The sequence below is a fragment of the Enterobacter sp. 241F3 genome (assembly GCF_034106785.1).
GTDB classification, from domain to species: domain Bacteria; phylum Pseudomonadota; class Gammaproteobacteria; order Enterobacterales; family Enterobacteriaceae; genus Enterobacter; species Enterobacter vonholyi.
This window is the reverse complement of the sequence record NZ_JAWNDD010000006.1, coordinates 157,559-183,252: the sequence shown is the minus strand read 5'-3', so window position 1 is coordinate 183,252 and position 25,694 is coordinate 157,559. Positions and strand designations below refer to the sequence as shown.

At 55.0% G+C, this 25,694-nt stretch carries 25 protein-coding genes; 16 read left to right on the top strand and 9 right to left on the bottom strand.

From position 1 onward, the window contains the following. Positions 1-14 precede the first annotated feature (14 nt). The 5 genes from lldP to trmL all read left to right on the top strand — a co-directional run bounded on the left by lldP (position 15) and on the right by trmL (position 5,665). On the top strand, positions 15-1,670 hold the full coding sequence (gene lldP, locus UR504_RS16665) for an L-lactate permease (protein ID WP_320739928.1): 1,656 nt from the start codon (positions 15-17) through the stop codon (positions 1,668-1,670). After that, positions 1,667-2,440, top strand: coding sequence for a transcriptional regulator LldR (gene lldR, locus UR504_RS16660; RefSeq protein ID WP_023294814.1), 774 nt, complete (start codon positions 1,667-1,669; stop codon positions 2,438-2,440). The genes lldP and lldR overlap by 4 nt, the downstream gene beginning before the upstream one ends. Continuing rightward, positions 2,437-3,624, top strand: a complete 1,188-nt coding sequence (gene lldD, locus UR504_RS16655) for a quinone-dependent L-lactate dehydrogenase (RefSeq protein WP_320739926.1) — start codon at positions 2,437-2,439, stop codon at positions 3,622-3,624. Before lldR ends, lldD begins: the two co-directional genes overlap by 4 nt. Positions 3,625-3,805: 181 nt before the next feature. After that, positions 3,806-5,146, top strand: coding sequence for an MFS transporter (locus UR504_RS16650; RefSeq protein ID WP_136195900.1), 1,341 nt, complete (start codon positions 3,806-3,808; stop codon positions 5,144-5,146). Between the two features lie 45 nt (positions 5,147-5,191). Next, on the top strand, positions 5,192-5,665 hold the full coding sequence (gene trmL / locus UR504_RS16645; RefSeq protein WP_021242431.1) for a tRNA (uridine(34)/cytosine(34)/5-carboxymethylaminomethyluridine(34)-2'-O)-methyltransferase TrmL: 474 nt from the start codon (positions 5,192-5,194) through the stop codon (positions 5,663-5,665). Here the strand turns inward: trmL and cysE are convergent. The 5 genes from cysE to UR504_RS16620 all read right to left on the bottom strand — a co-directional run bounded on the left by cysE (position 5,662) and on the right by UR504_RS16620 (position 8,771). Continuing rightward, positions 5,662-6,483: a serine O-acetyltransferase gene (gene cysE / locus UR504_RS16640; protein WP_008502718.1), complete on the bottom strand. Its 822-nt coding sequence runs from the start codon at positions 6,481-6,483 to the stop codon at positions 5,662-5,664. The two genes, trmL and cysE, sit on opposite strands and share 4 nt — an antisense overlap. Before the next feature lie 74 nt (positions 6,484-6,557). After that, positions 6,558-7,577, bottom strand: coding sequence for an NAD(P)H-dependent glycerol-3-phosphate dehydrogenase (gene gpsA / locus UR504_RS16635; RefSeq protein ID WP_115876693.1), 1,020 nt, complete (start codon positions 7,575-7,577; stop codon positions 6,558-6,560). Then, positions 7,577-8,044: a protein-export chaperone SecB gene (gene secB / locus UR504_RS16630; RefSeq protein ID WP_003860835.1), complete on the bottom strand. Its 468-nt coding sequence runs from the start codon at positions 8,042-8,044 to the stop codon at positions 7,577-7,579. Before secB ends, gpsA begins: the two co-directional genes overlap by 1 nt. Before the next feature lie 32 nt (positions 8,045-8,076). Beyond that, on the bottom strand, positions 8,077-8,328 hold the full coding sequence (gene grxC / locus UR504_RS16625) for a glutaredoxin 3 (protein WP_023309914.1): 252 nt from the start codon (positions 8,326-8,328) through the stop codon (positions 8,077-8,079). Positions 8,329-8,339: 11 nt separating this feature from the next. Continuing rightward, a complete protein-coding gene (locus UR504_RS16620) occupies positions 8,340-8,771 on the bottom strand; it encodes a rhodanese-like domain-containing protein (RefSeq protein WP_023309913.1) in 432 nt (143 codons plus the stop codon). 246 nt (positions 8,772-9,017) lie between these two features. On the opposite strand from UR504_RS16620, the gene gpmM reads away from it, so the two are divergent. Genes gpmM through UR504_RS16605 form a run of 3 tightly spaced genes read left to right on the top strand, consistent with a single transcriptional unit; the run spans position 9,018 to position 12,791 of the window. Further along, positions 9,018-10,562 (top strand): 2,3-bisphosphoglycerate-independent phosphoglycerate mutase, encoded by a 1,545-nt coding sequence (gpmM, locus tag UR504_RS16615; protein WP_271369147.1) that lies wholly within the window; start codon positions 9,018-9,020, stop codon positions 10,560-10,562. A 33-nt stretch (positions 10,563-10,595) separates the two neighbouring features. Then, positions 10,596-11,855, top strand: a complete 1,260-nt coding sequence (envC, locus tag UR504_RS16610; RefSeq protein ID WP_274243364.1) for a murein hydrolase activator EnvC — start codon at positions 10,596-10,598, stop codon at positions 11,853-11,855. A 3-nt stretch (positions 11,856-11,858) separates the two neighbouring features. After that, positions 11,859-12,791, top strand: a complete 933-nt coding sequence (locus UR504_RS16605) for a divergent polysaccharide deacetylase family protein (RefSeq protein ID WP_115876696.1) — start codon at positions 11,859-11,861, stop codon at positions 12,789-12,791. Between the two features lie 3 nt (positions 12,792-12,794). Here UR504_RS16605 and UR504_RS16600 read toward each other — a convergent pair whose 3' ends face one another. Continuing rightward, positions 12,795-13,595, bottom strand: coding sequence for a glycosyltransferase family 2 protein (locus UR504_RS16600; RefSeq protein WP_320739925.1), 801 nt, complete (start codon positions 13,593-13,595; stop codon positions 12,795-12,797). A 205-nt stretch (positions 13,596-13,800) separates the two neighbouring features. Here UR504_RS16600 and UR504_RS16595 point away from each other — a divergent pair, with 205 nt between their 5' ends. Next, positions 13,801-15,006 carry a glycosyltransferase gene (locus tag UR504_RS16595; RefSeq protein ID WP_302237279.1) on the top strand — a complete coding sequence of 402 codons (1,206 nt, stop codon included), beginning with the start codon at positions 13,801-13,803 and terminating at the stop codon, positions 15,004-15,006. Between the two features lie 15 nt (positions 15,007-15,021). Next, positions 15,022-15,936, top strand: coding sequence for a hypothetical protein (locus tag UR504_RS16590; RefSeq protein WP_320739924.1), 915 nt, complete (start codon positions 15,022-15,024; stop codon positions 15,934-15,936). A 27-nt stretch (positions 15,937-15,963) separates the two neighbouring features. Here the strand turns inward: UR504_RS16590 and tdh are convergent, their stop codons facing one another. Then, a complete protein-coding gene (gene tdh, locus UR504_RS16585; RefSeq protein WP_111964308.1) occupies positions 15,964-16,992 on the bottom strand; it encodes an L-threonine 3-dehydrogenase in 1,029 nt (342 codons plus the stop codon). A 9-nt stretch (positions 16,993-17,001) separates the two neighbouring features. After that, a complete protein-coding gene (kbl, locus tag UR504_RS16580; RefSeq protein ID WP_115876700.1) occupies positions 17,002-18,198 on the bottom strand; it encodes a glycine C-acetyltransferase in 1,197 nt (398 codons plus the stop codon). 215 nt (positions 18,199-18,413) lie between these two features. Between kbl and rfaD the strand changes: the two genes are divergently transcribed. The 6 genes from rfaD to UR504_RS16550 are packed head-to-tail and all read left to right on the top strand — an operon-like array spanning position 18,414 to position 24,608. Further along, on the top strand, positions 18,414-19,346 hold the full coding sequence (gene rfaD, locus UR504_RS16575) for an ADP-glyceromanno-heptose 6-epimerase (protein WP_008502707.1): 933 nt from the start codon (positions 18,414-18,416) through the stop codon (positions 19,344-19,346). 2 nt (positions 19,347-19,348) lie between these two features. Beyond that, positions 19,349-20,395: an ADP-heptose--LPS heptosyltransferase RfaF gene (gene rfaF / locus UR504_RS16570; RefSeq protein ID WP_032661897.1), complete on the top strand. Its 1,047-nt coding sequence runs from the start codon at positions 19,349-19,351 to the stop codon at positions 20,393-20,395. Between the two features lie 3 nt (positions 20,396-20,398). Next, positions 20,399-21,382, top strand: coding sequence for a lipopolysaccharide heptosyltransferase RfaC (gene rfaC, locus UR504_RS16565; protein WP_302237271.1), 984 nt, complete (start codon positions 20,399-20,401; stop codon positions 21,380-21,382). Positions 21,383-21,385: 3 nt separating this feature from the next. Next, the gene (locus UR504_RS16560) at positions 21,386-22,495 is read left to right on the top strand and encodes a glycosyltransferase family 9 protein (protein WP_302237268.1); all 1,110 of its coding nucleotides are present in this window, start codon (positions 21,386-21,388) and stop codon (positions 22,493-22,495) included. 5 nt (positions 22,496-22,500) lie between these two features. Next, positions 22,501-23,409, top strand: coding sequence for a glycosyltransferase family 2 protein (locus tag UR504_RS16555; RefSeq protein WP_302237266.1), 909 nt, complete (start codon positions 22,501-22,503; stop codon positions 23,407-23,409). Continuing rightward, a complete protein-coding gene (locus UR504_RS16550) occupies positions 23,397-24,608 on the top strand; it encodes an O-antigen ligase family protein (RefSeq protein ID WP_274241566.1) in 1,212 nt (403 codons plus the stop codon). Before UR504_RS16555 ends, UR504_RS16550 begins: the two co-directional genes overlap by 13 nt. A gap of 23 nt (positions 24,609-24,631) precedes the next feature. Here UR504_RS16550 and UR504_RS16545 read toward each other — a convergent pair whose 3' ends face one another. Next, the gene (locus tag UR504_RS16545; RefSeq protein WP_274241564.1) at positions 24,632-25,588 is read right to left on the bottom strand and encodes a polysaccharide deacetylase family protein; all 957 of its coding nucleotides are present in this window, start codon (positions 25,586-25,588) and stop codon (positions 24,632-24,634) included. Positions 25,589-25,694 lie beyond the last annotated feature (106 nt).

The window sequence follows — 25,694 nt, the reverse complement described above, 5'->3', positions numbered from 1 at the left end:
CCCAGGAGACCTGCATGAGCCTCTGGCAACAAAACTACGACCCGGCTGGAAATATCTGGCTGTCGAGCCTGATCGCATCGCTTCCGATTCTGTTCTTCTTCTTTGCGCTGATTAAGCTAAAGCTGAAGGGCTACCTCGCCGCGACGTATACCGTTGCCATCGCCCTGATGGTGGCGTTGTTCTTCTACAAAATGCCGGTCGATCGCGCGCTGGCCTCCGTCGTCTACGGTTTCTTCTACGGCCTGTGGCCGATTGCGTGGATCATCATCGCGGCGGTCTTTGTCTATAAAATCTCGGTGAAAACCGGGCAGTTCGACATTATCCGCTCGTCGATTCTCTCCATCACGCCTGACCAGCGCCTGCAGATGCTGATTGTTGGCTTCTCCTTCGGGGCGTTTCTGGAAGGCGCGGCAGGCTTTGGCGCACCGGTGGCGATCACCGCTGCGCTGCTGGTGGGTCTGGGCTTTAACCCGCTCTATGCCGCGGGCCTGTGCCTGATTGTGAACACCGCGCCGGTGGCGTTTGGCGCGATGGGTATTCCGATTCTGGTGGCCGGCCAGGTCACCGGGCTGGACAGCTTCGAGATCGGCCAGATGGTTGGCCGCCAGCTGCCGTTCCTGACCATTATCGTCCTGTTCTGGATCATGGCGATTATGGACGGCTGGCGCGGCGTGAAGGAGACCTGGCCTGCGGTGATGGTGGCGGGCGGTTCGTTCGCTATCGCCCAGTACCTCAGCTCGAACTTCCTTGGCCCGGAGCTGCCGGACATCATCTCTTCGCTGGTTTCTCTGGTCTGCCTGACGCTGTTCCTGAAACGCTGGCAGCCGGTCCGTATTTTCCGCTTCGCCGACATGGGCGCCTCGCAGGTCGATCAAACGCTGGCCCGCACCGGCTACACCGCAGGACAGGTGATCCGCGCCTGGTCACCGTTCCTGTTCCTGACCGCCACGGTCACGCTGTGGAGCATCCCGCCGTTTAAAGCCCTGTTCGCCCCTGGCGGCGCGCTGTACGACATGGTGATTAATATCTCCGTGCCGTTCCTCGACAAGATGGTCGCCCGTATGCCGCCGGTAGTGCACGCCGCCACGCCGTATGCCGCGGTCTATAAATTCGACTGGTTCTCCGCCACCGGGACCGCCATCCTGTTTGCCGCTATTCTTTCCGTGGTGTGGCTGCGCATGAAGCATGCGGCTGCGGTGCAGACCTTTGCGGCGACCGTTAAAGAGCTGATGCTGCCGATTTACTCCATCGGCATGGTGCTGGCGTTCGCGTTTATCTCGAACTACTCCGGACTGTCATCGACGCTGGCGCTCGCGCTGGCCCATACCAGCCACGCCTTCACCTTCTTCTCGCCGTTCCTCGGCTGGCTGGGGGTATTCCTGACCGGGTCCGATACCTCGTCTAACGCCCTGTTTGCCGCGCTGCAGGCCACGGCGGCCCAGCAGATTGGCGTGTCGGACATCCTGCTGGTGGCCGCGAACACGACGGGCGGCGTGACCGGGAAAATGATCTCCCCGCAATCCATCGCCATTGCCTGTGCGGCGGTGGGACTGGTCGGTAAAGAGTCGGATCTGTTCCGCTTTACCGTGAAACACAGCCTGATATTCACCTGCATGGTCGGGGTGATCACCACCCTGCAGGCCTATGTCTTAACCTGGATGATCCCATGATAGTGATGCCCAGACGCCTGTCCGACGAGATTGCCTCTCGCGTGCGGGCGCTGATTGAAGAACAACAGCTGGAAGCGGGCATGAAGTTGCCCGCCGAACGCCAGCTCGCCGCCCAGCTTGGCGTGTCGCGCAATTCACTGCGCGAGGCGCTGGCGACGCTGGTCAGCGAAGGGGTACTGGTAAGCCGTCGCGGCGGCGGCACCTTTGTGCGCTGGCAGCATGACGACTGGTCCGAGCAAAACATCGTTCAGCCGCTGAAAACGCTGATGGAGAACGACCCGGACTACAGCTTCGACATCCTTGAAGCGCGTCACGCCATCGAAACCAGTACCGCCTGGCACGCGGCCATGAGGGCAACCGACGCCGACAAAGAGAAACTCATCGCCTGCTTTGAGGCCACGCAAAGCAGCGACCCGGATATCGCCTCCCAGGCGGACGTCCGTTTTCACCTTGCGATTGCCGAGGCGTCGCACAACGTGGTGCTGCTCCAGACCATGCGCGGGTTTTTCGACCTGCTGCAATCCTCCGTGAAGCAGAGCCGCCAGCGCATGTATCTGGTTCCGCCGGTGTTTGCCCAACTGACCGAACAGCACGAGGCGGTGCTCAACGCCATTCTTGCCGGTGATGCCGAGGCCGCGCGCAAAGCGATGATGGCGCATCTGGGCTTCGTGCATACCACCATCAAACGATTCGATGAAGACCAGGCCCGACAGGCGCGTATTACCCGTCTGCCAGGCGACAGTGATATTTCCAGGGAGAACAAAGCATGATTATTTCAGCAGCCAGTGACTATCGCGCCGCGGCGCAGCGCATTTTGCCCCCGTTCCTGTTCCACTACATCGACGGCGGGGCGTATGCCGAATACACCCTGCGCCGCAACGTGGAAGACCTGTCGGAGGTGGCGCTGCGCCAGCGCGTGCTGAAGAATATGTCTGACCTGAGCCTTGAGACGAAACTGTTCAACGAAACGCTTTCCATGCCCGTCGCGCTCGCGCCCGTAGGCCTGTGCGGTATGTATGCCCGCCGTGGCGAAGTGCAGGCCGCCGCTGCAGCGGATGCCAAAGGTATTCCGTTTACCCTCTCTACCGTCTCGGTTTGTCCGATTGAAGAGGTCGCCCCAACCATCAAACGCCCGATGTGGTTCCAGCTGTACGTCCTGCGCGATCGCGGCTTTATGCGTAACGCGCTCGAGCGCGCCAAAGCGGCGGGCTGCTCCACGCTGGTCTTTACCGTTGATATGCCGACCCCCGGCGCGCGCTACCGCGATGCGCACTCCGGCATGAGCGGCCCAAATGCGGCGCTCCGCCGCTACTGGCAGGCGTTAACGCATCCACAGTGGGCGTGGGACGTCGGCCTGAACGGTCGTCCACACGATCTGGGGAATATCTCGGCGTATCTGGGTAAACCCACCGGGCTGGAGGATTACATCGGCTGGCTGGCGAATAACTTCGATCCGTCCATCTCCTGGAAAGACCTGGAGTGGATCCGCGAGTTCTGGGATGGCCCGATGGTGATCAAAGGGATCCTCGACCCGGAAGATGCCCGCGATGCGGTGCGCTTTGGCGCAGACGGGATTGTGGTCTCTAACCATGGGGGACGCCAGCTTGACGGGGTGCTCTCCTCCGCACGCGCCCTGCCGGCGATAGCCGATGCGGTGAAAGGCGATATCGCCATCCTGGCCGACAGCGGGATCCGCAACGGGCTGGACGTAGTGCGCATGATTGCGCTGGGTGCCGACAGCGTGCTGCTTGGACGCGCGTATCTGTACGCCCTGGCGACGGCCGGTCAGGCAGGCGTGGCGAATCTGCTCAACCTGATCGAAAAAGAGATGAAGGTGGCGATGACGCTGACCGGTGCGAAAACCATTAGCGAAATCAGTAAGGATTCCCTGGTGCAGGAGTTAAGCAAATTACCGGCAGCGCTGGCTCCGCTTGCTCAGGGAAACGCGGCCTGAATTATCCCTCGTTAACACCTCTTCTCACGCGTCCGATCTCCCCCTCGGGCGCTTTTTTATGCCAAAAATAACATCCAGATAACATATTGGATAAGAAAATTTGACATCCGCCTGCCGTCCGCAATTGTATAGACAAGCAAAGACAAGAACACAAAAACAACATCACATCAGAGGGGAGCGTATGGCGTATTCAGGTAAGGTGGATATTCAGCAGGTGATCGATGAAAGTCGCTTTTCAGGATTTCACTGGCTGCTCATTGTGCTGGGCTTTCTGGTTCTGGCGATCGATGGCTTTGATACGGCGGCGATGGGCTACATCGCGCCTACGCTGTCGGCAGAATGGGGGATTCATAAACAGGATCTGGGGCCGGTGCTGAGCGCGGCGCTGCTGGGGCTGTCGCTGGGTGCGCTGATCGCCGGTCCGGTATCGGACCGGATGGGGCGCAAGCGCGTGCTGGTCTTTTCGTGCCTGTTCTTCGGCCTGGCGAGCCTGGGGACGGCCTGGGCGCAAAGTCTGAATACCCTGACGCTGTGGCGCTTCCTGACGGGGCTCGGGCTCGGTGCTGCGATGCCCAACGCCATTACGCTTATCTCCGAGTTTGCCCCCCAGCGCTGTCGCGCCATGGCGATTAACACCATGTACTGCGGCTTCCCTCTGGGTGCGGCGGGCGGCGGCGCGATCTCGTCCTGGCTGATTCCCCACCACGGCTGGCGAAGCGTGCTGCTGACCGGCGCAATTGCACCGCTGATTTTAACGCTGCTGCTGGCGCTGCTGTTGCCGGAGTCGGTGAAGTTTCTGGTGCAGCGCGGAAGAGATGTCATGCAGGTCCGCCGCATCGCCAGCCGGTTCGCCCGCAGCACGCTGGATAGCGTCACGGGCTTTTTCCTGGCGGAGGAGAAAGTCGCGTCTAAAAAAGGGAGCGTGTCGCAGCTGTTTTCCATGCCCTGGCTGCCCGGCACCCTGATGCTGTGGGTGACCTATTTTATGGGGCTGGTGATTTACTACGTCCTGCTGAGCTGGATGCCGACGCTGATGCAGGGAATGGGTTATGCCCTGGCGGAGTCTGCCTGGCTCACCTCGCTGTTCACCTTCGGCGGCACGGCCGGGATCCTGCTCGCGGGCTGGATGATGGACCGCTGGGAAGCGCACAAGGTGGTCGCGGGCGGGTTTATCCTGACGATGGGGCTGATCCTGCTACTCGGCATGGAGCATAATCATATCGCCCTGTTTGGCGGGTTGATTTTCCTGATGGGGATCGCGATGAACGGTGCGCAGTCGGGCATGCAGACCCTGGCCGCCACCTTTTACCCTACCGAGTGCCGCGCGACGGGCATCGCCTGGATGCAGGGGATCGGCCGCTTTGGCGGCGTGGCGGGAACTATGACCAGCGCCCAGCTTCTTTCGATGCAGTGGCAGGCGGACAGTATTTTAATGATCCTCAGCGTACCCGCTCTGGTGGCCGCCGCGGCAACCGTCTACAAAATGCTGTATAGCCGCTCGCAGGAGCCCGGCGTCGCGTAGTTCCTCTCTTTTCTGCTATCCTGCCCCCGCAATTAAGGGGGCAGCATGCTTAACATCGTTTTATTCGAACCAGAAATTCCGCCGAATACCGGCAATATTATCCGCCTGTGTGCCAACACCGGTTTTCGTCTGCACATTATTGAGCCGATGGGCTTTACGTGGGACGACAAACGCCTGCGTCGCGCAGGGCTGGATTATCATGAATTCACCGCCGTTATTCGCCACCACGATTACGCCGCGTTTCTGGAAGCAGAGCAGCCGCAGCGCATGTTCGCCCTGACCACCAAAGGCACGCCAGCGCACAGCGCCGTCAGCTATCAGGCAGGTGACTATCTGATGTTTGGCCCGGAAACCCGCGGCCTGCCGGCCACGATTCTGGATGCCCTGCCCGCCGAGCAGAAAATCCGTATTCCGATGATGCCGGACAGCCGCAGCATGAACCTGTCGAACGCGGTGTCGGTGGTGGTGTATGAAGCATGGCGCCAGCTGGGATATCCGGGCGCCATTCTCAGAAGTTAAATGCCGTCGCCATACTCGAAGGTATGGTGAATGCCGTTGAAGTGCTGATCCATGTCCATGGACGGCTTGTCGCTGTCTGGCTTACCGACGATGCGCGCCGGTACGCCAGCGGCGGTAGTATGCGGTGGCACAGGCTGGAGCACCACGGAGCCTGCGCCGATCTTCGCGCCGCGTCCGACTTCGATATTGCCAAGAATTTTGGCACCCGCGCCTATCATCACCCCTTCACGAATTTTCGGATGGCGATCGCCGCTGGTTTTGCCGGTACCGCCCAGGGTAACCGACTGCAGGATCGAGACGTCGTCTTCAATCACTGCCGTTTCCCCGACAACAATCCCGGTGGCGTGGTCGAGCATGATCCCACGGCCTATCTTAGCCGCCGGGTGAATATCAACCTGAAACGTCACGGAAACCTGGTTTTGCAGGAAGATCGCCAGCGCGCGGCGGCCTTCATTCCACAGCCAGTGGCCAATGCGGTACGCCTGCAGAGCGTGGAAGCCTTTCAGGTACAGCAGCGGCGTAGAATATTTATCGACCGCCGGGTCACGCGTGCGCACCGCCTGGATATCACAGGCGGCAGAGGCGATCATTTCCGGGTCAGCGGCGTAAGCCTCTTCCACCACTTCACGGATAGCGATAGCAGGCATTATTGAGGATGCCAGCTTGTTGGCGAGCATATAGCTGAGCGCGCTGCCGAGGTTTTCGTGCTTGAGTAGCGTTGCGTGGTAGAAACTGGCCAGCATAGGCTCACAGTCGGCCAGCGCCCGGGCTTCGGCTTTAATGTTGTTCCAGACGATATCCAGTTCTTCACACGGCATTGCTTACTCCAGACGATAGTTAATGACCAGCCAGTTCTGCGCTGGCTGGGTCATTCAGGTGACAACGGTTCCGACTAGTTACTGCTGCGCTCGTCCTTGCGCGCACGACCTAATAAGGTCAATGCTGCCTCGCGCGCATTTTTTCCGCAATATAATACCTGATAAATTTCCTCGGTTATTGGCATTTCGACACCGAAACGGTGCGCCAACTCGCGGACTTCTTTGGTATTGCGGTAGCCTTCCACCACCTGACCAATCTTCTCCTGCGCGTCTTTCACATTGCTGCCCTGTCCGAGCATCATGCCAAAACGGCGGTTACGAGACTGGTTGTCGGTACAGGTCAGCACCAGGTCGCCCAGGCCAGCCATTCCCATAAAGGTGGCCGGATCGGCACCCAGCGCTTCGCCCAGGCGGGACATCTCGGTCAGACCGCGGGTGATCAGCGCCGTACGCGCGTTGGCACCAAAACCAATGCCGTCTGACATCCCGGCACCAATCGCAATCACGTTCTTCACCGCTCCGCCCAACTGCACGCCGATAAAATCGGGGTTGCTGTAGACGCGGAAGCTCTTGCCGCAGTGCAGCAGCTGTTGAAGATCGTCTGAGAAGGCCCGATCGGTTGAGGCCAGCGAAATCGCCGTCGGCAGGCCAGCGGCCAGCTCTTTGGCAAAGGTCGGGCCGGAGATGACCGCCAGCGGGATCTCATCACCCAGCGCTTCACGGGCAACGTCCTGCAGCAGGCGTCCGGTTTCGGCTTCCAGTCCTTTAGTCGCCCAGACAATGCGCGCATCCGGGCGCATCAGCGGCTTAATCTGACGCAGCACGTCGCCAAAGACATGACTCGGAACCACAATCAGAATGTTGCGGCTGGCCGCCAGCGCGGTCGCAAGGTCGCTTTCAAGGTGCAGGGAGTCAGGGAACGGAACGTCCGGGAGAAACGCCACGTTACAGCGGTCGCGCTGCAGCGTTGCGATATGTTTTGGGTCGTGGCCCCAGAGGACCACATCGTGACCATTTCTTGCCAGCGTGATGGCAAGAGCGGTGCCGTATGAGCCGGCACCGATCACAGTCATTGACGCATTAACAGTGCTCATCAGGCATCCTGATGTTGTTCAGCACCTTCGCCAGCCTGCTGCTGCAGATAGTTCATGAACAGCGCATCAAAGTTAACTGGCGCAAGGTTCAGTTGCGGGAATGTACCGCGAGAAACCAGGCTGGTGATGCATTCACGCGCATACGGGAACAGAATGTTCGGGCAGTACGCACCCAGGCAATGTGCCATCTGGTTGCCTTCGATACCGCCGATAGAGAAGATGCCGCCCTGCTGTACTTCACACAGGAATGCAGTTTCTTCACCCAGGGATGCGGTAACGGTCACACGCAGCACGACTTCATACACGTCATCTGCCAGTTGGGTAGAGGCGGTATCCAGATCAAGTTTAACCTCTGGCTGCCAATCTTTCTGGAAAACGTGTGGCGCATTTGGCGCTTCGAAAGAGACGTCCTTGGTGTAGATACGCTGGATCTGGAAAGTCATTTCGGTGTTGTTTTGTTCTGACATGGAAATACCCTTTTTAATTGTCCTAAAGTCTCTTAGCTCAGCAGCGGATCGAGTCCACCACGGGCGTCGAGCGCATACAAGTCATCACAGCCGCCAATGTGCTGCGCATCAATAAAAATCTGCGGAACCGTCGTGCGACCACTACGTTTGATCATCTCTTCGCGTTTAATCGCGTCACCGTCGATCGGCAGTTCCTGGAACGTGACGCCCTTGCTGTTCAGCAGCGCTTTCGCACGATGGCAGAACGGACACGTCGCTTTGGTATAGATCTCAATATTGGCCATGACTGAACTCCTTATTTACCGCGCACCAAAGGAAGATTTTCCCCGCTCCAGCCGGAAATACCTTCTTTCAGCACAGTTACGTTTTCGAAGCCTGCTTTATGAAGCGCGCTGGCAGATTCTTGTGCCTGCATGCCGGTCGCATCGACAACGATAATCGGCTGGGCTTTGTGTTTTTCAAGCTCACCGACGTTGTTCGCTTTGATTTCAGCTGGCAACAGGTTGATTGCGCCCGCAATGTGACCTTTACGGAAATCGTCACGCTGACGCAGATCGACCACGACGGCATCTTCTTTGTTAATCAGACGCGTCGCTTCACCACGGGTGATAACCTTAATCTTAGACGTCAGGCTCTTAAAAGTGGTGAACAGCACAGCGGCCAGCAGGCCAATCCACGCGATGCTCAGAACCGGATGGCGGCTAACGAATTGCATAATTTCTTGCATGGAGGGTAACTACTCCCGACTAAGTGATAAAAAAACCAGGACAGGAGTATACCTGTGCGTTCTGGCAAATACAGCCAGCGACCATAACCTAATCCATTTTCTGCGGCATGCCACCTAAAAAAATGCCTCAAAATGGTCTGGAGGGCACCTTGCCCCTGCGCTTTCTTTGATCTTCTGCGGCTATTTGATCGATTCAGCTGTAGTAAAATTACGCAAATTTTGACTCTTGAGCATGAGGTTGTCGCAATGTCGGTTTCTAAAAAACCTATGGTACTGGTGATTCTGGATGGTTATGGCTACCGTGAAGATAGCCAGGATAACGCTATTTTCAACGCTAAAACCCCGGTCATGGATGCCCTGTGGGCAAAACGTCCACATACGCTGATTGACGCGTCTGGCCTGGAAGTGGGCCTGCCGGACCGCCAGATGGGCAACTCCGAAGTCGGTCACGTAAACCTGGGCGCCGGGCGTATTGTGTATCAGGACCTGACGCGTCTGGACGTTGAAATCAAAGAACGCACCTTCTTCTCCAACCCAACGCTGTCTGGCGCGGTCGATAAAGCCGTTGCCGCTGGCAAGGCTGTACACATTATGGGCCTGCTCTCTGCTGGCGGCGTGCACAGCCACGAAGATCACATCATGGCGATGGTTGAACTGGCCGCTGAACGCGGTGCAGAAAAAATCTATCTGCACGCCTTCCTGGACGGTCGCGATACGCCACCACGCAGCGCAAAAGGCTCTCTGCAAGCCTTCGAAGACAAATTCGCCGCGCTGGGTAAAGGCCGCGTAGCATCCATTATTGGCCGTTACTACGCCATGGACCGCGACAACCGCTGGGATCGCGTTGAACAGGCCTATGACCTGTTGACCCTGGCAAAAGGTGAATTCCAGTTCGCGACCGCCGTTGAAGCGCTGGAAGCAGCTTATGCTCGTGATGAAAACGACGAATTCGTCAAAGCGTCCGTCATTCGCGCTGAAGGTCAGGCCGACGCCGCCATGGAAGATGGCGACGTGCTGATCTTCATGAACTTCCGCGCTGACCGCGCGCGCGAAATCACCCGTGCTTTCGTCAACAGCGACTTCGACGGTTTTGCCCGCAAGAAAGTGGTAAACATCGACTTCATCCAGCTGACCGAATATGCGGCAGACATCAAAGCGCCGTGCGCATACCCACCGGCCTCGCTGGCAAACACCTTCGGTGAGTGGATGGCGAAGAACGACAAAACGCAGCTGCGTATTTCCGAAACTGAAAAATACGCGCACGTGACCTTCTTCTTTAACGGCGGCGTTGAAGAGCCGTTCAAAGGCGAAGACCGCATTCTGATCAACTCACCGAAAGTCGCCACCTACGATCTGCAGCCAGAAATGAGCTCTGCAGAATTGACGGAAAAACTGGTTGCGGCCATCGAGAGCGGTAAATATGACACCATCATTTGTAACTACCCGAACGGCGACATGGTGGGTCATACCGGGGTGATGGAAGCGGCAGTGAAAGCGGTTGAAGCACTGGATCACTGCGTTGATCAGGTTGCGAAAGCGGTTGAATCCGTTGGCGGCCAGCTGCTGATCACCGCAGATCACGGTAACGCTGAACAGATGCGCGACCCGGCGACCGGCCAGGCGCATACCGCCCACACCAACCTGCCCGTTCCGCTGATTTATGTGGGTGATAAATCACTGAAAGCAGTGGAGGGTGGCAAGCTTTCTGACATCGCGCCAACCATGCTGTCGCTGATGGGGATGCCGATCCCTGAAGAGATGACTGGTAAGCCGCTGTTCATCGTGGAATAATCGCTCCCCATGAGGGGAAAGGCGATTTTTTCAATCACATGGGTCGTGAAGCCGTTTAGGTTATCAGTCAGACCTCTGTTTTACGCCAGCGCACTCAGCGCTGGCGTATTGCTGTGCGCCGCATCCGCCCACGCGGATGACCGCGACCAGCTGAAATCCATTCAGGCCGATATCGCCGCCAAAGAGCGTGCGGTACGCCAGCAGCAACAGCAGCGATCCGCACTTCTTGCCCAGCTAAAGCAACAGGAAGAGGCGATCTCCGCCGCCGCGCGTAAACTGCGTGAAACGCAAAACACCCTCGCCCTGTTGAACAAGCAGATCGACGAGATGAACGCGTCGATTGCCAAACTGGAACGCCAGCGCGATGCGCAGGAGCGCAATCTTGCCGCACAGCTTGATGCCGCATTCCGCCAGGGTGAACATACCGGACTCCAGCTGATCCTCAGCGGCGAAGAGAGCCAGCGCGGCCAGCGCCTGCAGGCCTACTTTGGCTATCTCAACCAGGCGCGTCAGGAGACTATCGCGCAGCTGAAGCAGACGCGCGAAGAGGTCACCACGCAAAAAGCCGAGCTGGAAGAGAAGCAGAGCCAGCAGCAGACGCTGCTCTACGATCAGCAGGCCCAGCAGGCGAAGCTCGAGCAGGCGCGCAACGAGCGTAAGAAAACCCTTTCCGGCCTTGAATCCTCTATTCAGGAAGGACAGAGCCAGCTCAGCGAAATGCGCGCCAACGAATCAAAACTGCGTAACAGCATCGCCCGTGCGGAAGCCGCGGCGAAAGCGCGTGCCGAAAAAGAAGCGCGCGAGGCGCAGGCCGTTCGCGACAAGCAGCAGGAAGCGTCCCGCAAAGGCACCACCTACAAGCCAAGCGAGAGCGAACGTTCCCTGATGTCGCGTACCGGCGGTTTGGGTTCTCCTCGCGGCCAGGCTTTCTGGCCCGTTCGTGGTTCAATTCTGCATCGCTATGGCGAACAGCTGCAGGGTGAGCTACGTTGGAAAGGAATCGTTATCGGTGCGTCTGAAGGTAGCGAAGTGAAAGCCATCGCCGATGGCCGCGTGATTCTGGCCGACTGGCTGCAGGGTTACGGACTGGTTGTGGTGGTCGAACACGGTAAAGGTGATATGAGCCTTTACGGCTACAACCAGAGCGCGCTGGTCAGCGTCGGCACGCAGGTGCGCGCCGGCCAACCCATCGCCCTTGTGGGCAGCAGTGGCGGTCAGGGCCGCCCGTCACTCTATTTCGAAATTCGTCGCCAGGGTCAGGCAGTCAATCCACAGCCGTGGTTGGGAAGATAAGTTTTGCTTCAATTTCGTCGAATGGTTTTCTCCGTCGTCAGCGCGCTGGCGCTGGCTGCACCGGTATACGCAGGTAAACTCGCTATCGTGATTGATGACTTCGGTTATCGTCCGCACTATGAAAATCAGGTGCTGGCGATGCCGTCGGCCATCTCTGTCGCCGTCCTTCCAAATGCGCCCCACGCGCGTGAGATGGCGACCAAAGCACACAGCAGCGGCCATCAGGTGCTGATCCACCTGCCAATGGCACCTCTCAGCAAGCAGCCGCTGGAAAAAGATACCCTGCGCCCGGACATGAGCAGCGAGGAAATCGAGCGCATCATCCGTGACGCCTACAACAAAGTGCCGTATGCCGTAGGGCTGAACAACCATATGGGCAGCGCGATGACGTCAAGCCTGTACGGGATGCTCAAAGTGATGCAGGCGCTGGAGCGTTACAACCTCTACTTCCTCGACAGCATGACCATCGGCAACAGCCAGGCGATGCGTGCCGCTCAGGGAACGGGCGTAAAGGTAATTAAGCGCAAGGTGTTCCTGGATGATACCCAGAACGAAGCCGATATCCGCATGCAGTTTAATCGCGCGGTACAGCTGGCCCGCCGCAATGGCTCAGCCATCGCCATCGGTCACCCGCACCCGTCTACCGTTCGCGTCCTGCAGCAGATGCTGCCGACCTTGCCTTCCGATATCACGCTGGTACGGCCGAGCGATCTACTGAATGAGCCGCAGGTGGATACCTCTACACCGAATTCTGCGCAGCCCGTCCCGACAGCGCCGCGTAATCCGTTCCGCGGCGTGAAGCGCTGTGTACCGAAGCAGCCGCTTGAACCGGTCTATGCGACCCGCTTCTTCTCCGTCATCGGAGACAGCATCAGTAACAGTACGCTGGTGAAATACGTCCAGCAGCAGTGGCAGGGATGGGGTAAGAAAGCCTGACGCTTATTTCGCAATCTGAGAGTCCGTCTGCTCGTTAGCAACGGACTCTTTTTTTTCCTGATGCTGATACCAGGATTTGAAATACTTCAAAAAGCTATAGGCTGTGGCATACAGTCCCGTTGCCCCCCCCACTTTGCCCTTACGCCAGGCGCCGCTAAAAAGATACCATTTGAAAAAAGCACCGATGGCGCTGATTACGCCGCGCCCAACAGAGGGCCGTATTTTTTGATGTTGAACCAGGCGGGTTGTATAACAATTTAATTTATTAAAAAGCTCGTGCAGCGTGGGAAACGTATCATGTTTTACATAACCCGGAATACGTTCACAACGGAGAAAACCTTCGACCTGATCGTCTACCGGTCGGTTATTAAACCGGGACTGGTTACGGTTAAAAAGACGCACAGGATAATCAGGGGATGAAACGGGATAAATCGTCCGGACTTCCTCACCCAGAACAAACCAGTGGCGGCATATTTGCCATGCCATTCCCGGGTCTGGCTCATCGCCTGCTTTTAACGTTAAAACGGCATTAACCGTTTCCTGATCAAGAATTTCGTCGCTGTCGATGCACAGGACCCAGTCATTGCCGGCTAAGGATATGGCATGGTTCATCTGCTCGCCATGCCAGACAAATTTTTTATAGACCGGGAGCAGTCCAAAGCTTTCACAAATATATCGTGTTTTGTCCGTACTACCTGAATCAACCACAACGACTTCATCCGCTATTTTTAAAAGAGGCGGAATAACATCATGCAACAATCTCTCAGAATTAAACGTTAATAAGCAGACCGTTATTTTAAACATTTTCCCACTCTCAATAGCAGCCTAAATTAATATTATTAATACTATATAAATGAGTAGAGATGGTTAAAGTCCTGAATCACACTTTTAAAATAAACGCGCTTGAAATTTTCTCTAATCCTGAAGCGCAATAAAATAGAAAAATCTATTTTATTTCAACAGATTCTTTATAATGCTGTCAGATGAAGGGTAGCACACGGATTCAGACATGCCGCACAAAAGTAAAATTCTCCTCCTGGATACGGGTAAAGAATGGGGGGGAGGCACCAACAGTATGCTTGAGCTCCTGAAGCGAATCAATCGCGATAAATTCGATATTACCTGTTGTTTTTACAGTGATTATAGTCGTGCTGAAGGTGAGACGATTGGCCAGGTGCTCAACGGCATCGGGATCCCGCTCATCGTGCTCCCTCAACGCCCGCAGCCGGTCTGGGCCAAATTGCTGAAGGAAGCGGGACGTAGCCTGCTGTTTTTCTCGCGCAGCGCCCGCAAGGCATTAACGCGTCACGTGGATATTATGTGGCGCATCAGGCCTAACGTCAGCAAGATCGAAACTCTTTTCTCGCAGGGCGGTTTCGATACGCTCTATATGAATAACCAACCTGGCTCAAATGAAGAAGGCTATCTGGCGGCGGCGAACCTGCAGGCGCGGGTGATCCAACACTGCCGCATTGAACCTGTTTTGACCCCACCTCTGGTAAAGATGGTTAATGCCCATGCCACAAAAATCATCGCCGTCTCGCACGGCGTTGAACGCGTGTTACTTCAGCATGGCGTCCGGCCCGAACTGTGTACGACGGTCAATAATGCCATCGACATCCACCAGCCTTTGCCTGACCGGCGCGCGATGCGCCAGCGCCTGAATATTGATGACGACACGTTTGTGTTCGGCAGTATTGGCTCCTTAATCCCTCGCAAAGCCAATCACCACACGCTGGAGGCGCTGGCACAGTTCAGCGAGAAGCATCCGCAGGCGAAATGGAAAATGGTGCTGGTCGGCGAAGGCGCCGAACGCCGCGCTTTAGCGGAACAGGCCCGAGCGCTGGGCATTGAACATCACGTCATCTTCACCGGTTTTCAGAACACCCCGTTTGATTACCTCGCTACGTTTGACGCCTTTATCCTCGCCTCAAAAAGCGAGGGGCTACCGCGCGTGGTGCTGGAAGCGATGCTTCTCAATATCCCCGTGATTGGCTCTCAGGTGACCGGCACGGCAGAATTGATTGACCATGATTCGACAGGTCTGCTCTTCCCCTGGAGCGATGTTTCACAACTTGCACAACATCTGGACAATATCTGGGCAGACGCGGAACTGCGGGCTCGACTGGCGGCAGCTGCTTACCAGAACGTCTGTAATAACTACGCCATTGAAAACTACGTCAGCGGTGTCGAAGCCGTGCTTGGCGCGCGCTGACCAAACGAGATAACTATGTTTAAATTTCTTAATGCTCGCTATCGTCATATCACCGGGCGACACAACATTCCTTACAGATCTCTTCCCATGACGGGCGCGCTTGCTGCGGTGGACTCTATTGTGATTCCGTGTACCGGCGCAGATTTCGTCGAAGAAGCATTACTCTCTGCCACCTTCGCGGAACGTTATGCCACCGGGGTGAGCGAAATCGTCATCGTCAGCGATCAACCCGAATCTGCCTTTGGGATACTGCCGCCTAAAACCCGCGTAGTGACGCTTAACCTTCCCGTTCGTGAGGAAAGTTACCGCTATAAGCAGATCTACCTCAGCCGTCTGGTGAAGCTTAACGCCCCGCTACAGGCTCGCGGTGAAGGGATATTGATGATCGATTCCGATCTCAATTTGCTGAAGATGCCAGAGATCAACATGGCCGATATGCACATCTACTCCAGCTTCCGTCAGGGTAAAATGATTGCCAAGCTGGACGGTGCGCCTGCGGAGAAAGTGCCGGCGTATTACAAGGAGACGGTGCGCCCTTATCTGGTCGATCACGTTAACGGCGCGTTTCTTGCGGCAACTAAAAAAACCTGGCGCCGTATCTGCCCGCTGTGGCTGACGCTGTTCCAGGATACCTGGGAACTGATGGACGACACGCAGCCGCCGACCGATCAGCTGCCGCTCGCCGCGCTGCTGGACATGCTGGATTTAAAAACGGTTAACCTGGGTGACTGGATGAACTGGCCGGTCTCCAAGAAGATCGGCGGGCAGGAAGCCGTAGTCCCGAAAGAGGTGATTGGCGCGCACGGCGGTTTCCCTCTCTCAGAATGGCAAAAGTATCTTGAATCACCGGATAACAAACTGCTGTTCAAAGGTCAGGACTACACTCGCAAGGTGCGCTACCTGACGGACGAAGAGAAAAAGAATCAATAAAAAAAGGGGCCTCAGGCCCCTTTTTGATTACTTATCCCAGCTCAGGATCACTTTCCCTGACTGGCCGGAACGCATCGCGTCAAAGCCCTGCTGGAACTCATCGATGGAGAAACGGTGCGTGATAATCGGGGACAGATCCAGACCGGACTGGATCAGCGCCGCCATCTTGTACCAGGTCTCGAACATTTCGCGGCCATAGATGCCCTTAATGAACAGCCCCTTGAAGATGACCTTGTTCCAGTCGATAGACATATCCGATGGCGGAATACCCAGCATCGCAATACGACCGCCGTGGTTCATGGTGTCGAGCATGGTGCGAAACGCCGGTGGCGCGCCGGACATCTCCAGACCCACGTCAAAGCCCTCGGTCATGCCCAGCTCTTCCATCACGTCGCTCAGGCTCTCTTTCGAGACATCCACCGCACGGGTGACGCCCATTTTGCGCGCCAGCGACAGACGGTATTCGTTTACATCGGTGATCACAACGTTGCGCGCACCCACGTGCTTCGCCACGGCTGCCGCCATAATGCCAATTGGGCCCGCGCCGGAGACCAGCACGTCTTCACCAACCAGGTCGAAAGAGAGCGCCGTGTGCACCGCATTGCCGAACGGGTCGAAAATGGAGGCCAGATCGTCAGAAATATTGTCCGGGATTTTGAACGCGTTAAAGGCCGGGATCACCAGATATTCCGCGAAGCAGCCCGGACGGTTCACGCCCACGCCGATGGTATTACGGCACAGGTGAGTACGTCCGCCGCGGCAGTTACGGCAGTGGCCGCAGGTAATATGGCCTTCACCGGAGACGCGGTCGCCAATTTTGAAGCCTTTTACTTCCTGGCCGATACCCACCACTTCGCCGACATATTCGTGACCGACAACCATCGGTACCGGGATGGTTTTCTGCGACCACTGGTCCCAGTTATAGATGTGAACGTCAGTACCACAGATGGCCGTTTTACGAATTTTGATCAGCAGATCGTTATGACCGACTTCCGGCTCCGGCACGTCGGTCATCCAAATCCCTTCTTCCGCTTTCAGTTTGGATAACGCTTTCATCACACGTCCTCAGGCAATTACGCCCAGCTGTTTACCAATGCGGGTAAAGGCTTCTACCGCACGTTCAATTTGTTCAGGCGTATGCGCCGCAGACATCTGGGTGCGGATACGCGCCTGACCTTTTGGCACCACCGGGAAGAAGAACCCGGTGACGTAAATCCCTTCTTTCTGCAGTTCGCGGGCAAATTGCTGCGCGACGACCGCATCGCCGAGCATCACCGGGATGATCGCATGGTCGGCACCGGCCAGGGTAAACCCTGCGGCGCTCATTTTTTCACGGAACAGACGGGCGTTGGACCACAGGCGGTCGCGCAGCTCAGCGCCGGACTCCACCATCTCCAGCACTTTAATGGAAGCGGCAACAATCGCCGGCGCCAGGGAGTTGGAGAACAGATACGGACGGGAGCGCTGACGCAGCCACTCGACCACCTCTTTACGCGCGGCGGTATAGCCGCCGGACGCGCCGCCGAGCGCTTTGCCCAGCGTGCCGGTGATGATGTCCACGCGGCCCATCACGTCACAGTATTCGTGGGAACCGCGGCCGTTTTTGCCGACAAAACCGACCGCGTGAGAGTCATCGACCATCACCAGCGCGTCGTATTTATCCGCCAGGTCGCACACGCCCTTCAGGTTGGCGATCACGCCGTCCATGGAGAACACGCCGTCGGTGGCGATCAGCACGTGGCGAGCACCCGCTTCACGAGCCTCTTTCAGGCGCGCTTCCAGCTCAACCATATCGTTGTTGGCGTAGCGGAAACGCTTCGCTTTACACAGGCGTACGCCGTCGATGATGGAAGCGTGGTTCAGGGCGTCGGAGATAATCGCATCTTCTGCACCGAGCAGGGTCTCAAACAGACCGCCGTTGGCGTCAAAGCAGGAGGAGTAAAGAATCGCGTCTTCCATTCCGAGGAAGCTCGCCAGCTTTTGCTCAAGCTGTTTGTGGCTGTCCTGCGTACCGCAGATAAAGCGTACGGAGGCCATGCCGAAACCGTGGGTGTCCATGCCGTTTTTTGCAGCGGCAATCAGCTCAGGGTGATTTGCGAGACCTAAGTAGTTGTTCGCACAAAAGTTGATCACATGGCTGCCGTCGGCAACGGTGATGTCCGCCTGCTGGGCAGACGTGATAATACGCTCTTCCTTGAACAACCCTTCCGCACGTGCGGTGTCGAGGTCGCTGTTTAACTGTTTGTAAAAATCACCACGCATTGCAATTCTCCAGACTCGGCAAATTTCGGGACATATTACCCAAACCTATAGTTCATGACGAGATGACACGTCATCTCTTGTCGTTTTTGCAGCATAAATCACGCGTACCCCTGCGCTGTGAAGGTGAATGGCTGAAGGGCAGCCATACTAATGATATGATAGAGACATTAGCGTCCGGGATTGTCCCCGGGCTCCACACTTCAAAGGTTACAGTTATGATCATCGTTACCGGCGGCGCGGGCTTTATCGGCAGCAATATTGTTAAGGCTCTCAATGACAAAGGCATCACCGACATCCTGGTGGTTGACAACCTGAAAGACGGCACCAAGTTTGTTAACCTGGTGGATCTGAACATCGCTGACTACATGGATAAAGAAGACTTCCTTATCCAGATTATGGCAGGCGAAGAGTTCGGCGAGATCGAAGCCATCTTCCACGAAGGTGCGTGTTCTTCCACCACCGAGTGGGACGGTAAGTACATGATGGACAACAACTATCAGTACTCCAAAGAGATCCTGCACTACTGCCTGGAGCGTGAAATTCCGTTCCTGTACGCCTCCTCTGCTGCAACCTACGGCGGCCGCACCTCAGACTTCATCGAGTCCCGCGAGTATGAACAGCCGCTGAACGTCTACGGTTATTCTAAGTTTCTGTTCGACGAGTACGTGCGTCAGGTTCTGCCAGAAGCGAACTCGCAGATCGTCGGCTTCCGTTACTTCAACGTCTACGGACCGCGCGAAGGCCACAAAGGCAGTATGGCAAGCGTAGCGTTCCACCTGAACACCCAGCTGAATAACGGCGAAAGTCCGAAACTGTTCGAAGGCAGTGACGGCTTTAAGCGTGATTTCGTCTACGTAGGCGACGTTGCCGCAGTGAACCTGTGGTTCTGGGAAAACGGCGTATCCGGCATCTTCAACCTGGGGACCGGCCGCGCGGAGTCCTTCCAGGCAGTGGCTGACGCCACGCTGGCGTATCACAAAAAAGGCAGCATTGAGTACATTCCGTTCCCTGACAAGCTGAAAGGCCGTTATCAGGCATTCACGCAGGCCGATCTGACTAACCTGCGCGCAGCGGGTTATGACAAGCCGTTCAAGACCGTTGCCGAAGGCGTAACGGAATATATGGCCTGGCTGAACCGCGACGCGTAAGTATGAAGATTCTGGTGATCGGCCCGTCATGGGTGGGCGACATGATGATGTCGCAAAGTCTCTATCGCACGCTCAAGGCGCGCTATCCCCAGGCGATAATCGACGTGATGGCACCTGCATGGTGCCGTCCTCTGTTGTCGCGTATGCCGGAAGTGAATGAAGCCATCCCGATGCCGCTTGGCCACGGGGCGCTGGAAATCGGCGAACGCCGCAAACTCGGTCATAGCCTGCGCGAGAAGCGCTACGATCGGGCGTATGTCCTGCCAAACTCCTTTAAATCCGCCCTGGTGCCCTTCTTTGCGGGGATACCGCACCGTACCGGCTGGCGCGGCGAAATGCGCTACGGCCTGCTGAACGATGCACGGGTGCTGGATAAAGAGGCCTGGCCGCTGATGGTGGAACGCTACGTGGCTTTGGCCTATGACAAAGGCGTGATGCGCAGTGCGAAAGACCTGCCGCAGCCGTTGCTCTGGCCACAGCTTCAGGTTAACGACGGTGAAAAATCCCAGACCTGTAACGCGTTTGGTCTTTCGTCTGAACGCCCGATGATTGGCTTCTGCCCTGGCGCCGAGTTCGGCCCGGCAAAACGCTGGCCGCACTATCATTATGCGGAGCTGGCGAAACAGCTGATTGACGAAGGCTACCAGATTGTCCTGTTCGGCTCGGCAAAGGACCACGAGGCAGGCAACGAAATTCTCGCGACGCTCAGTAATGAACAGCAAGCCTGGTGCCGCAACCTGGCGGGAGAAACGCAGCTTGAACAGGCGGTTATTCTGATTGCCGCCTGTAAGGCTGTAGTAAGTAACGATTCTGGCCTGATGCACGTCGCTGCCGCGCTCAACCGCCCGCTTGTGGCGCTGTATGGCCCAAGTAGCCCGGACTTCACGCCCCCGCTTTCTCATAAAGCGCGCGTCATTCGCCTGATCACCGGCTACCACAAAGTGCGCAAAGGCGATGCCGCAGAAGGCTACCATCAGAGCCTGATCGACATTACCCCAGAGCGCGTTCTCGAAGAACTTAACGAACTGCTGCTGAGCGAAGAAGGATAACGAATGCGGGTACTGATCGTTAAAACCTCTTCGATGGGCGATGTTCTGCATACGCTGCCGTCACTGACGGACGCCATGCGGGCCATTCCCGGCATTCGTTTTGACTGGGTAGTGGAAGAAGGTTTCGCGCAGATCCCCACCTGGCATGAAGCGGTTGACCGCGTGATCCCGGTGGCGATTCGCCGCTGGCGCAAAGCGTGGTTCTCCGCGCCAATTAAAGCCGAACGCAAAGCCTTCCGTGAGGCGGTGCAGGCACAACATTACGACGCTATCATCGACGCCCAGGGGCTGGTGAAAAGCGCTGCGCTGGTGACGCGTCTGGCACGCGGCATAAAGCACGGCATGGACTGGCACACCGCCCGCGAACCGCTGGCGAGCCTGTTCTATAACCGCCGCCACTACATCGCAAAGCAACAGCATGCCGTCGAACGTACACGCGAGCTGTTAGCAAAAAGCCTGGGCTATGCCAAACCGGAAACCCAAGGCGACTACGCCATTGCACAGCACTTTTTGCGCAATACAGATCCCTGTGCTCAGCCTTATCTTGTGTTCCTGCATGCCACAACTCGCGACGATAAACACTGGCCGGAAACGCACTGGCGAAGCCTGATTGAACTAATGCAACCTACCGGCATCCATATTAAACTGCCCTGGGGCGCTGAACATGAGCGGCAGCGTGCAGAGCGTCTGGCTGCAGGATTTTCGCACGTCGAGGTATTGCCGAAACTCACGCTGGCGCAGGTTGCTGCACAGCTGGCGGGGGCGAATGCTGTTGTTTCCGTTGATACCGGTTTAAGCCATTTAACCGCGGCGCTGGATCGTCCGAATATTACGATTTTTGGTCCGACCGATCCCGGATTGATCGGGGGTTACGGTAAGAACCAGCATCAGATGGTCAGCCCGACCCAGCAAACGAAGGATATCAGCGCAGATGCTATTTTTTCATTTTTACAGGGCAGCCGTTGGCTTTCCAACAGGGATATCTAACGCATGAGTTACGTATTTCTGCTGATTTTACTTTTTCCGGTGAAGCTTATCCGGAAGCTGTTCCGCAAAGAGACAGGTAAAAACCTGGTCATTCAGACAGCTAAAATCGGCGATTTTGTTAATGCAACGCCCCTTCTGGCATACCTTCAAAAAAGCGACGTACTCATCAGTCGTAGCGTGGGTGCGCTGGCGAAGCATGATGAGACAATCGATGAAATTTTTTTCATCGAGCAGCATAAGCGTAACCTGTGGCGAAAACTGGTCTTTGCCTGCCGGATCATGAATCGCTATGACAATGTCTATCTCCTGCAACCTAACAGCGTAAATCTCTTTTTCGCCTCCGTGTGTAATGCTAAAAAGAAACAGTTTTTAAGCACTTACACGCGCAGATGGTATCACGGTATTTTCTATGCCACGGCAGACGGTATTGTTGAACATGGTAAGAAGACTCTTTCGGTCACGAATTATCTCAAGCTGGCCGATCGCACCTTAACCTGGCAAGACTCGCCAAAGCACGCCACAAAGCCACTTTACAAACCCGCAACCTATCCGGCAATCCTCGATAAACCCGGCGTGATCCGCATTGGCATCAGCGTAGCCGCCGGGAATAAAGCGAAAACCGTTCCGCCGGTCATCTGGAAGCAAATTGCCGATCGTCTCGCTGACCTGCCTTGCGAATTTTATGTTTTTGGCGCCCCAAATGAACAATCGTGGATGGACGATATCACCCGCACTTATGGTGAACTGCCCAACTTTATTAATCTGATTGGCAAAATCTCGCTTGAAGAGCTGCCGTGGGCCATTTCTAAAATGGATTGTTATATCGCCTCTGACTCGGGGAATGTTTACATCGCCGATGCCGTCGGAGTGCCAGTTATCCTATTGTTCGGGCCTTGTTGCCACTATGAACAGCGTCCGCTGGGCAACGTATTGCTAATTGGAAATGATGACAACATTTGCTCATACGTTTTTGAAACGCGGTATTACTTCTCACAGAGCAGAGAAGAACTCTTCGCTGTAACTGAAGAATCGCTACGTGACCTCAAACATTTTATTTGCGAGTTATCAACAACTAACGCAACCGCATACTCCTTTGATGCTCAGGGAAAATAATTACTATGGCTTTTCTAAGCATCATTATTGCCGCGCATAACGCTAAAGATACGCTTCACGCAACCCTGGAAAGCCTGCAAAAGGCAATTGATGGTGCGGGCAACGATGTAGAGATCATTATCTTTAACGACAGCTCCAATGACTCAACGCAGGATATTATTGAAGCATGGCTGCCAGCGTTTCCAAATGTCCAATCGCGATACGTTGAATACCGTAACGTAGGTCATGTTCGAAACAGTGCCCTCTCGCTAGCCTCAGGTGAATATATTACCATGCTGGATAGCGATGACCGATTGAAACCAAGCAGCATCAGGGACGCCGTGGAGTTTCTCAAAAAAGAACGCCCTGATATGTTACTGACGCGCCTGCTGGAAATTCGCGACACTAAGAAAATCACCGCCGACTGGCAGGGTTTCTCTCCTGTTGCGTTGTCACAGCATGAAGCAATAAAGCGGTTCCTGCAGCACAAAGATTTTCAGGCACATCTCATCGGGCAATTCATGCATCGAAAATTGTATGCAAGCAACCCGATTCCTTCGATGATCTGCTATGAAGATTTCGCCGTATTTCCCGGCATGCTGATGCAATCGAGTAAAATAGTTTATCAGCGTCAGGGACACTATTATTACATTAAACGTAGCGACAGTTTGTCGAGTCGACTCGACGCCAGTAAAATCGCTATGCTGGTTGAATGCACACTACAGATGGAAAAAACATTTCCGCCATCATTTAGACACCTTGTGAATTGTCACTGGTTTGATATTTACAGTAACCACCGCCAGCATCTGACTGAACAGCAACTCAAACTGGTTAAGCAGCGGGTAAACGCTCTTTATTCTTTCTCTTTTTTCTTCTCCAGAGATGTACGTTTCAGCTACAAAAAAAGGGTCATTGAGGCATTATGGAAAAAGTAAAACTGCGGCTTTATCAGCTTACGCTGATTTTGAGCCTTATTTCGCTTGCGCTGGCGCTGCTGAGTTCAGGTAAGCAGCGCGAGTTTTTCTATATTGCAATTTATGCCAGCATCATCGGTTTAGCTTGCGAATATAAAAAGATCACAGTGCGCCCTTTTACTATCGCATTGCCGATTTTATTAATCGGGTTGCTTAACCTTAGCTGGTATATGGTGTATGAGTATCATAGCGAGGGTTTGAACGTTTATAGTGATTATCTCGGTGCAAGTAAAAAATTGATTCTGGCGAGTATCCTTATATTCTATCTTGACCGGTTTAAGTCTTACATTGATCAAGCATCCTTCCAGAAATATTTCTTATACGCTTCTGGTGCTGGGTTTATTCTTGCTACTGGCTATGGCTTATGGCAAGCATCGCAGGGTATGGGGCGTATCGAGATGGCCATAAACCGTTCAACCGTGTCGGCCTATGTTTACTCTGTACTGTCACTGGCGTTTGTATATAGCCTTTATCTACAGAAAAATATAAAACTGTATGTAGCCGCAGGATTCATCATATTAATCTCTTACTTTGTCATTCTTCTAACGGGCACGCGTGCCGCAATGGGATTATATTTACTCCTGGCGATTATACTCACGCTCTACCACTTCAGAAGAATACATCTTAAATCAACGTTGATTTTCTTATGCATTGTGGCGGGCATTGTTGTCGTTAGCTACAAGCCATTAATTTTACCAAAGATACAACAAACACAAATTGAAGTTGAAAATTACCAAAAAGGTAATGATGCAACCTCGCTCGGCGCACGTTTCTCTATGTGGAGTGTGGGTATTCAAAACGGACTTGCCCATCCTTTAGGGCAATCAGTTGAAGACCGCGAAGTATGGACACAGCAATATGTGAAAAATGGGCATCCACATCTTGCGTCCGCACTCGAGTTTATCAAAGTGCATCTGCACAATGAGTTTATTGAAAAATATTCACTGCAAGGGATCCCCGGGCTAGCGATATTATTCTTTGCCTATATATCGATGTTCGCTTACGCACTAAAAAACAAAAATGGCCTGCTGCTGACGACCCTGCTTCTTTTATTACTCTACGGCATGACGGACGTCATACTATTGAGTTCAGAGGCCTTAATTTTCTTTGTCACCGTGTTTGCGCTGAGTACACCTTTTTCACAAACCAGGCAACGTTAATGATAGTGCCCGCCTTGCGGGCATTATTTTTTCTTGTATTGATAAAACTCCGCCAGCGTCATCCCTACCGTCTTATCGGATAACCAGCCAAAGAGCGTTTCTAAATCCTGATACAACCCTTCTATCGCTGCCTCATCTTTAAACGTAGGACTTCCGCCTGGCATAAATTCCGACGAATGAAGCATAAACTCCACGTACTCATTTCCCTGCGACAGGCATTGCTGTGCGACCTGAATCATTTGCGCCGCATTCCCACCGGACGGTCTTAGCCAGTTGACGGACGGGGAACGGTATTTACCCCGAAGCCGATCGTAACCCTGTTTGATCGTGTTCAACCACGCCGGGTGTTTATACTGAATGCTCATCGGCACTTCGAGTAATGGGCTATTACCTGCCCGGGAAATATTGTCTAAGTCCATGAAATAGGCGTGGTCGGGGAAATGCTGGTAATCCGTTCCGCCATTGCCCTGCGGGGCGCCTTTCGCATTGCGCCAGTTCACGCGTGGCGTCACGGAGCAATCAACCTGGTAACCCAGTTCAACGAGCAATTTTGCATAGCGACTGTCAAATGCCCAACGTCCGGCACGGTGGCTTAACATTTTGGTCTGGAAGGTCTCTTCCAGCAGTTGGGTCATGAACAGCACTTTCTCGCGCATCATCTCATCGGAAAATTCAATCAGATAAGGCTGCCAGCGCCAGTCATCTCCCGTGAGATCGTGTTCCGGCGGGCTATTCCATGCGTGGAGGTGCATTCCCACCTCCCCCTGACCGCGGGCGATCGCGTCCCTTGCGAATTCGATGAAAACGGGCTCGATCGCCATCTCATAATTGGTCAGCCAGACGGGCTTAAAGCCGAAACGCTCGCAAAGCGTCTGGAAACGCGCCAGATAGCGCGCGTTTTCCGTTTTAATGACGCGGTGATTTTGCCAGAGATTATCGCCCTCAGTATCAATTGTGATGATAAACGCTGGTTTGTTCATAATGAGTCCGCAAGACAGGAAAGTTAGCGCTATGTTACGCACTCTCCAAAGCATGAGTAAACCCTTCCAGGGAAATTACTGAGATTATGGAGAAAGAGTGCAAGTC

Excerpts from the sequence above, each read along its gene's own strand:
- kbl (WP_115876700.1), bottom strand. The coding sequence starts at position 18,198 with ATGCGTGGTGATTTTTACAAACAGTTAAACAGCGACCTCGACACCGCA.
- lldD (WP_320739926.1), top strand. The coding sequence starts at position 2,437 with ATGATTATTTCAGCAGCCAGTGACTATCGCGCCGCGGCGCAGCGCATT.
- UR504_RS16650 (WP_136195900.1), top strand. The coding sequence starts at position 3,806 with ATGGCGTATTCAGGTAAGGTGGATATTCAGCAGGTGATCGATGAAAGT.
- lldP (WP_320739928.1), top strand. The coding sequence starts at position 15 with ATGAGCCTCTGGCAACAAAACTACGACCCGGCTGGAAATATCTGGCTG.
- UR504_RS16550 (WP_274241566.1), top strand. The coding sequence starts at position 23,397 with ATGGAAAAAGTAAAACTGCGGCTTTATCAGCTTACGCTGATTTTGAGC.
- rfaF (WP_032661897.1), top strand. The coding sequence starts at position 19,349 with ATGAAGATTCTGGTGATCGGCCCGTCATGGGTGGGCGACATGATGATG.
- UR504_RS16600 (WP_320739925.1), bottom strand. The coding sequence starts at position 13,595 with ATGTTTAAAATAACGGTCTGCTTATTAACGTTTAATTCTGAGAGATTG.
- cysE (WP_008502718.1), bottom strand. The coding sequence starts at position 6,483 with ATGCCGTGTGAAGAACTGGATATCGTCTGGAACAACATTAAAGCCGAA.
- grxC (WP_023309914.1), bottom strand. The coding sequence starts at position 8,328 with ATGGCCAATATTGAGATCTATACCAAAGCGACGTGTCCGTTCTGCCAT.
- UR504_RS16620 (WP_023309913.1), bottom strand. The coding sequence starts at position 8,771 with ATGCAAGAAATTATGCAATTCGTTAGCCGCCATCCGGTTCTGAGCATC.
- tdh (WP_111964308.1), bottom strand. The coding sequence starts at position 16,992 with ATGAAAGCGTTATCCAAACTGAAAGCGGAAGAAGGGATTTGGATGACC.
- rfaD (WP_008502707.1), top strand. The coding sequence starts at position 18,414 with ATGATCATCGTTACCGGCGGCGCGGGCTTTATCGGCAGCAATATTGTT.
- gpsA (WP_115876693.1), bottom strand. The coding sequence starts at position 7,577 with ATGAGCACTGTTAATGCGTCAATGACTGTGATCGGTGCCGGCTCATAC.
- secB (WP_003860835.1), bottom strand. The coding sequence starts at position 8,044 with ATGTCAGAACAAAACAACACCGAAATGACTTTCCAGATCCAGCGTATC.
- UR504_RS16590 (WP_320739924.1), top strand. The coding sequence starts at position 15,022 with ATGTTTAAATTTCTTAATGCTCGCTATCGTCATATCACCGGGCGACAC.
- rfaC (WP_302237271.1), top strand. The coding sequence starts at position 20,399 with ATGCGGGTACTGATCGTTAAAACCTCTTCGATGGGCGATGTTCTGCAT.
- UR504_RS16545 (WP_274241564.1), bottom strand. The coding sequence starts at position 25,588 with ATGAACAAACCAGCGTTTATCATCACAATTGATACTGAGGGCGATAAT.
- UR504_RS16560 (WP_302237268.1), top strand. The coding sequence starts at position 21,386 with ATGAGTTACGTATTTCTGCTGATTTTACTTTTTCCGGTGAAGCTTATC.
- UR504_RS16595 (WP_302237279.1), top strand. The coding sequence starts at position 13,801 with ATGCCGCACAAAAGTAAAATTCTCCTCCTGGATACGGGTAAAGAATGG.
- trmL (WP_021242431.1), top strand. The coding sequence starts at position 5,192 with ATGCTTAACATCGTTTTATTCGAACCAGAAATTCCGCCGAATACCGGC.
- lldR (WP_023294814.1), top strand. The coding sequence starts at position 1,667 with ATGATAGTGATGCCCAGACGCCTGTCCGACGAGATTGCCTCTCGCGTG.
- UR504_RS16555 (WP_302237266.1), top strand. The coding sequence starts at position 22,501 with ATGGCTTTTCTAAGCATCATTATTGCCGCGCATAACGCTAAAGATACG.
- gpmM (WP_271369147.1), top strand. The coding sequence starts at position 9,018 with ATGTCGGTTTCTAAAAAACCTATGGTACTGGTGATTCTGGATGGTTAT.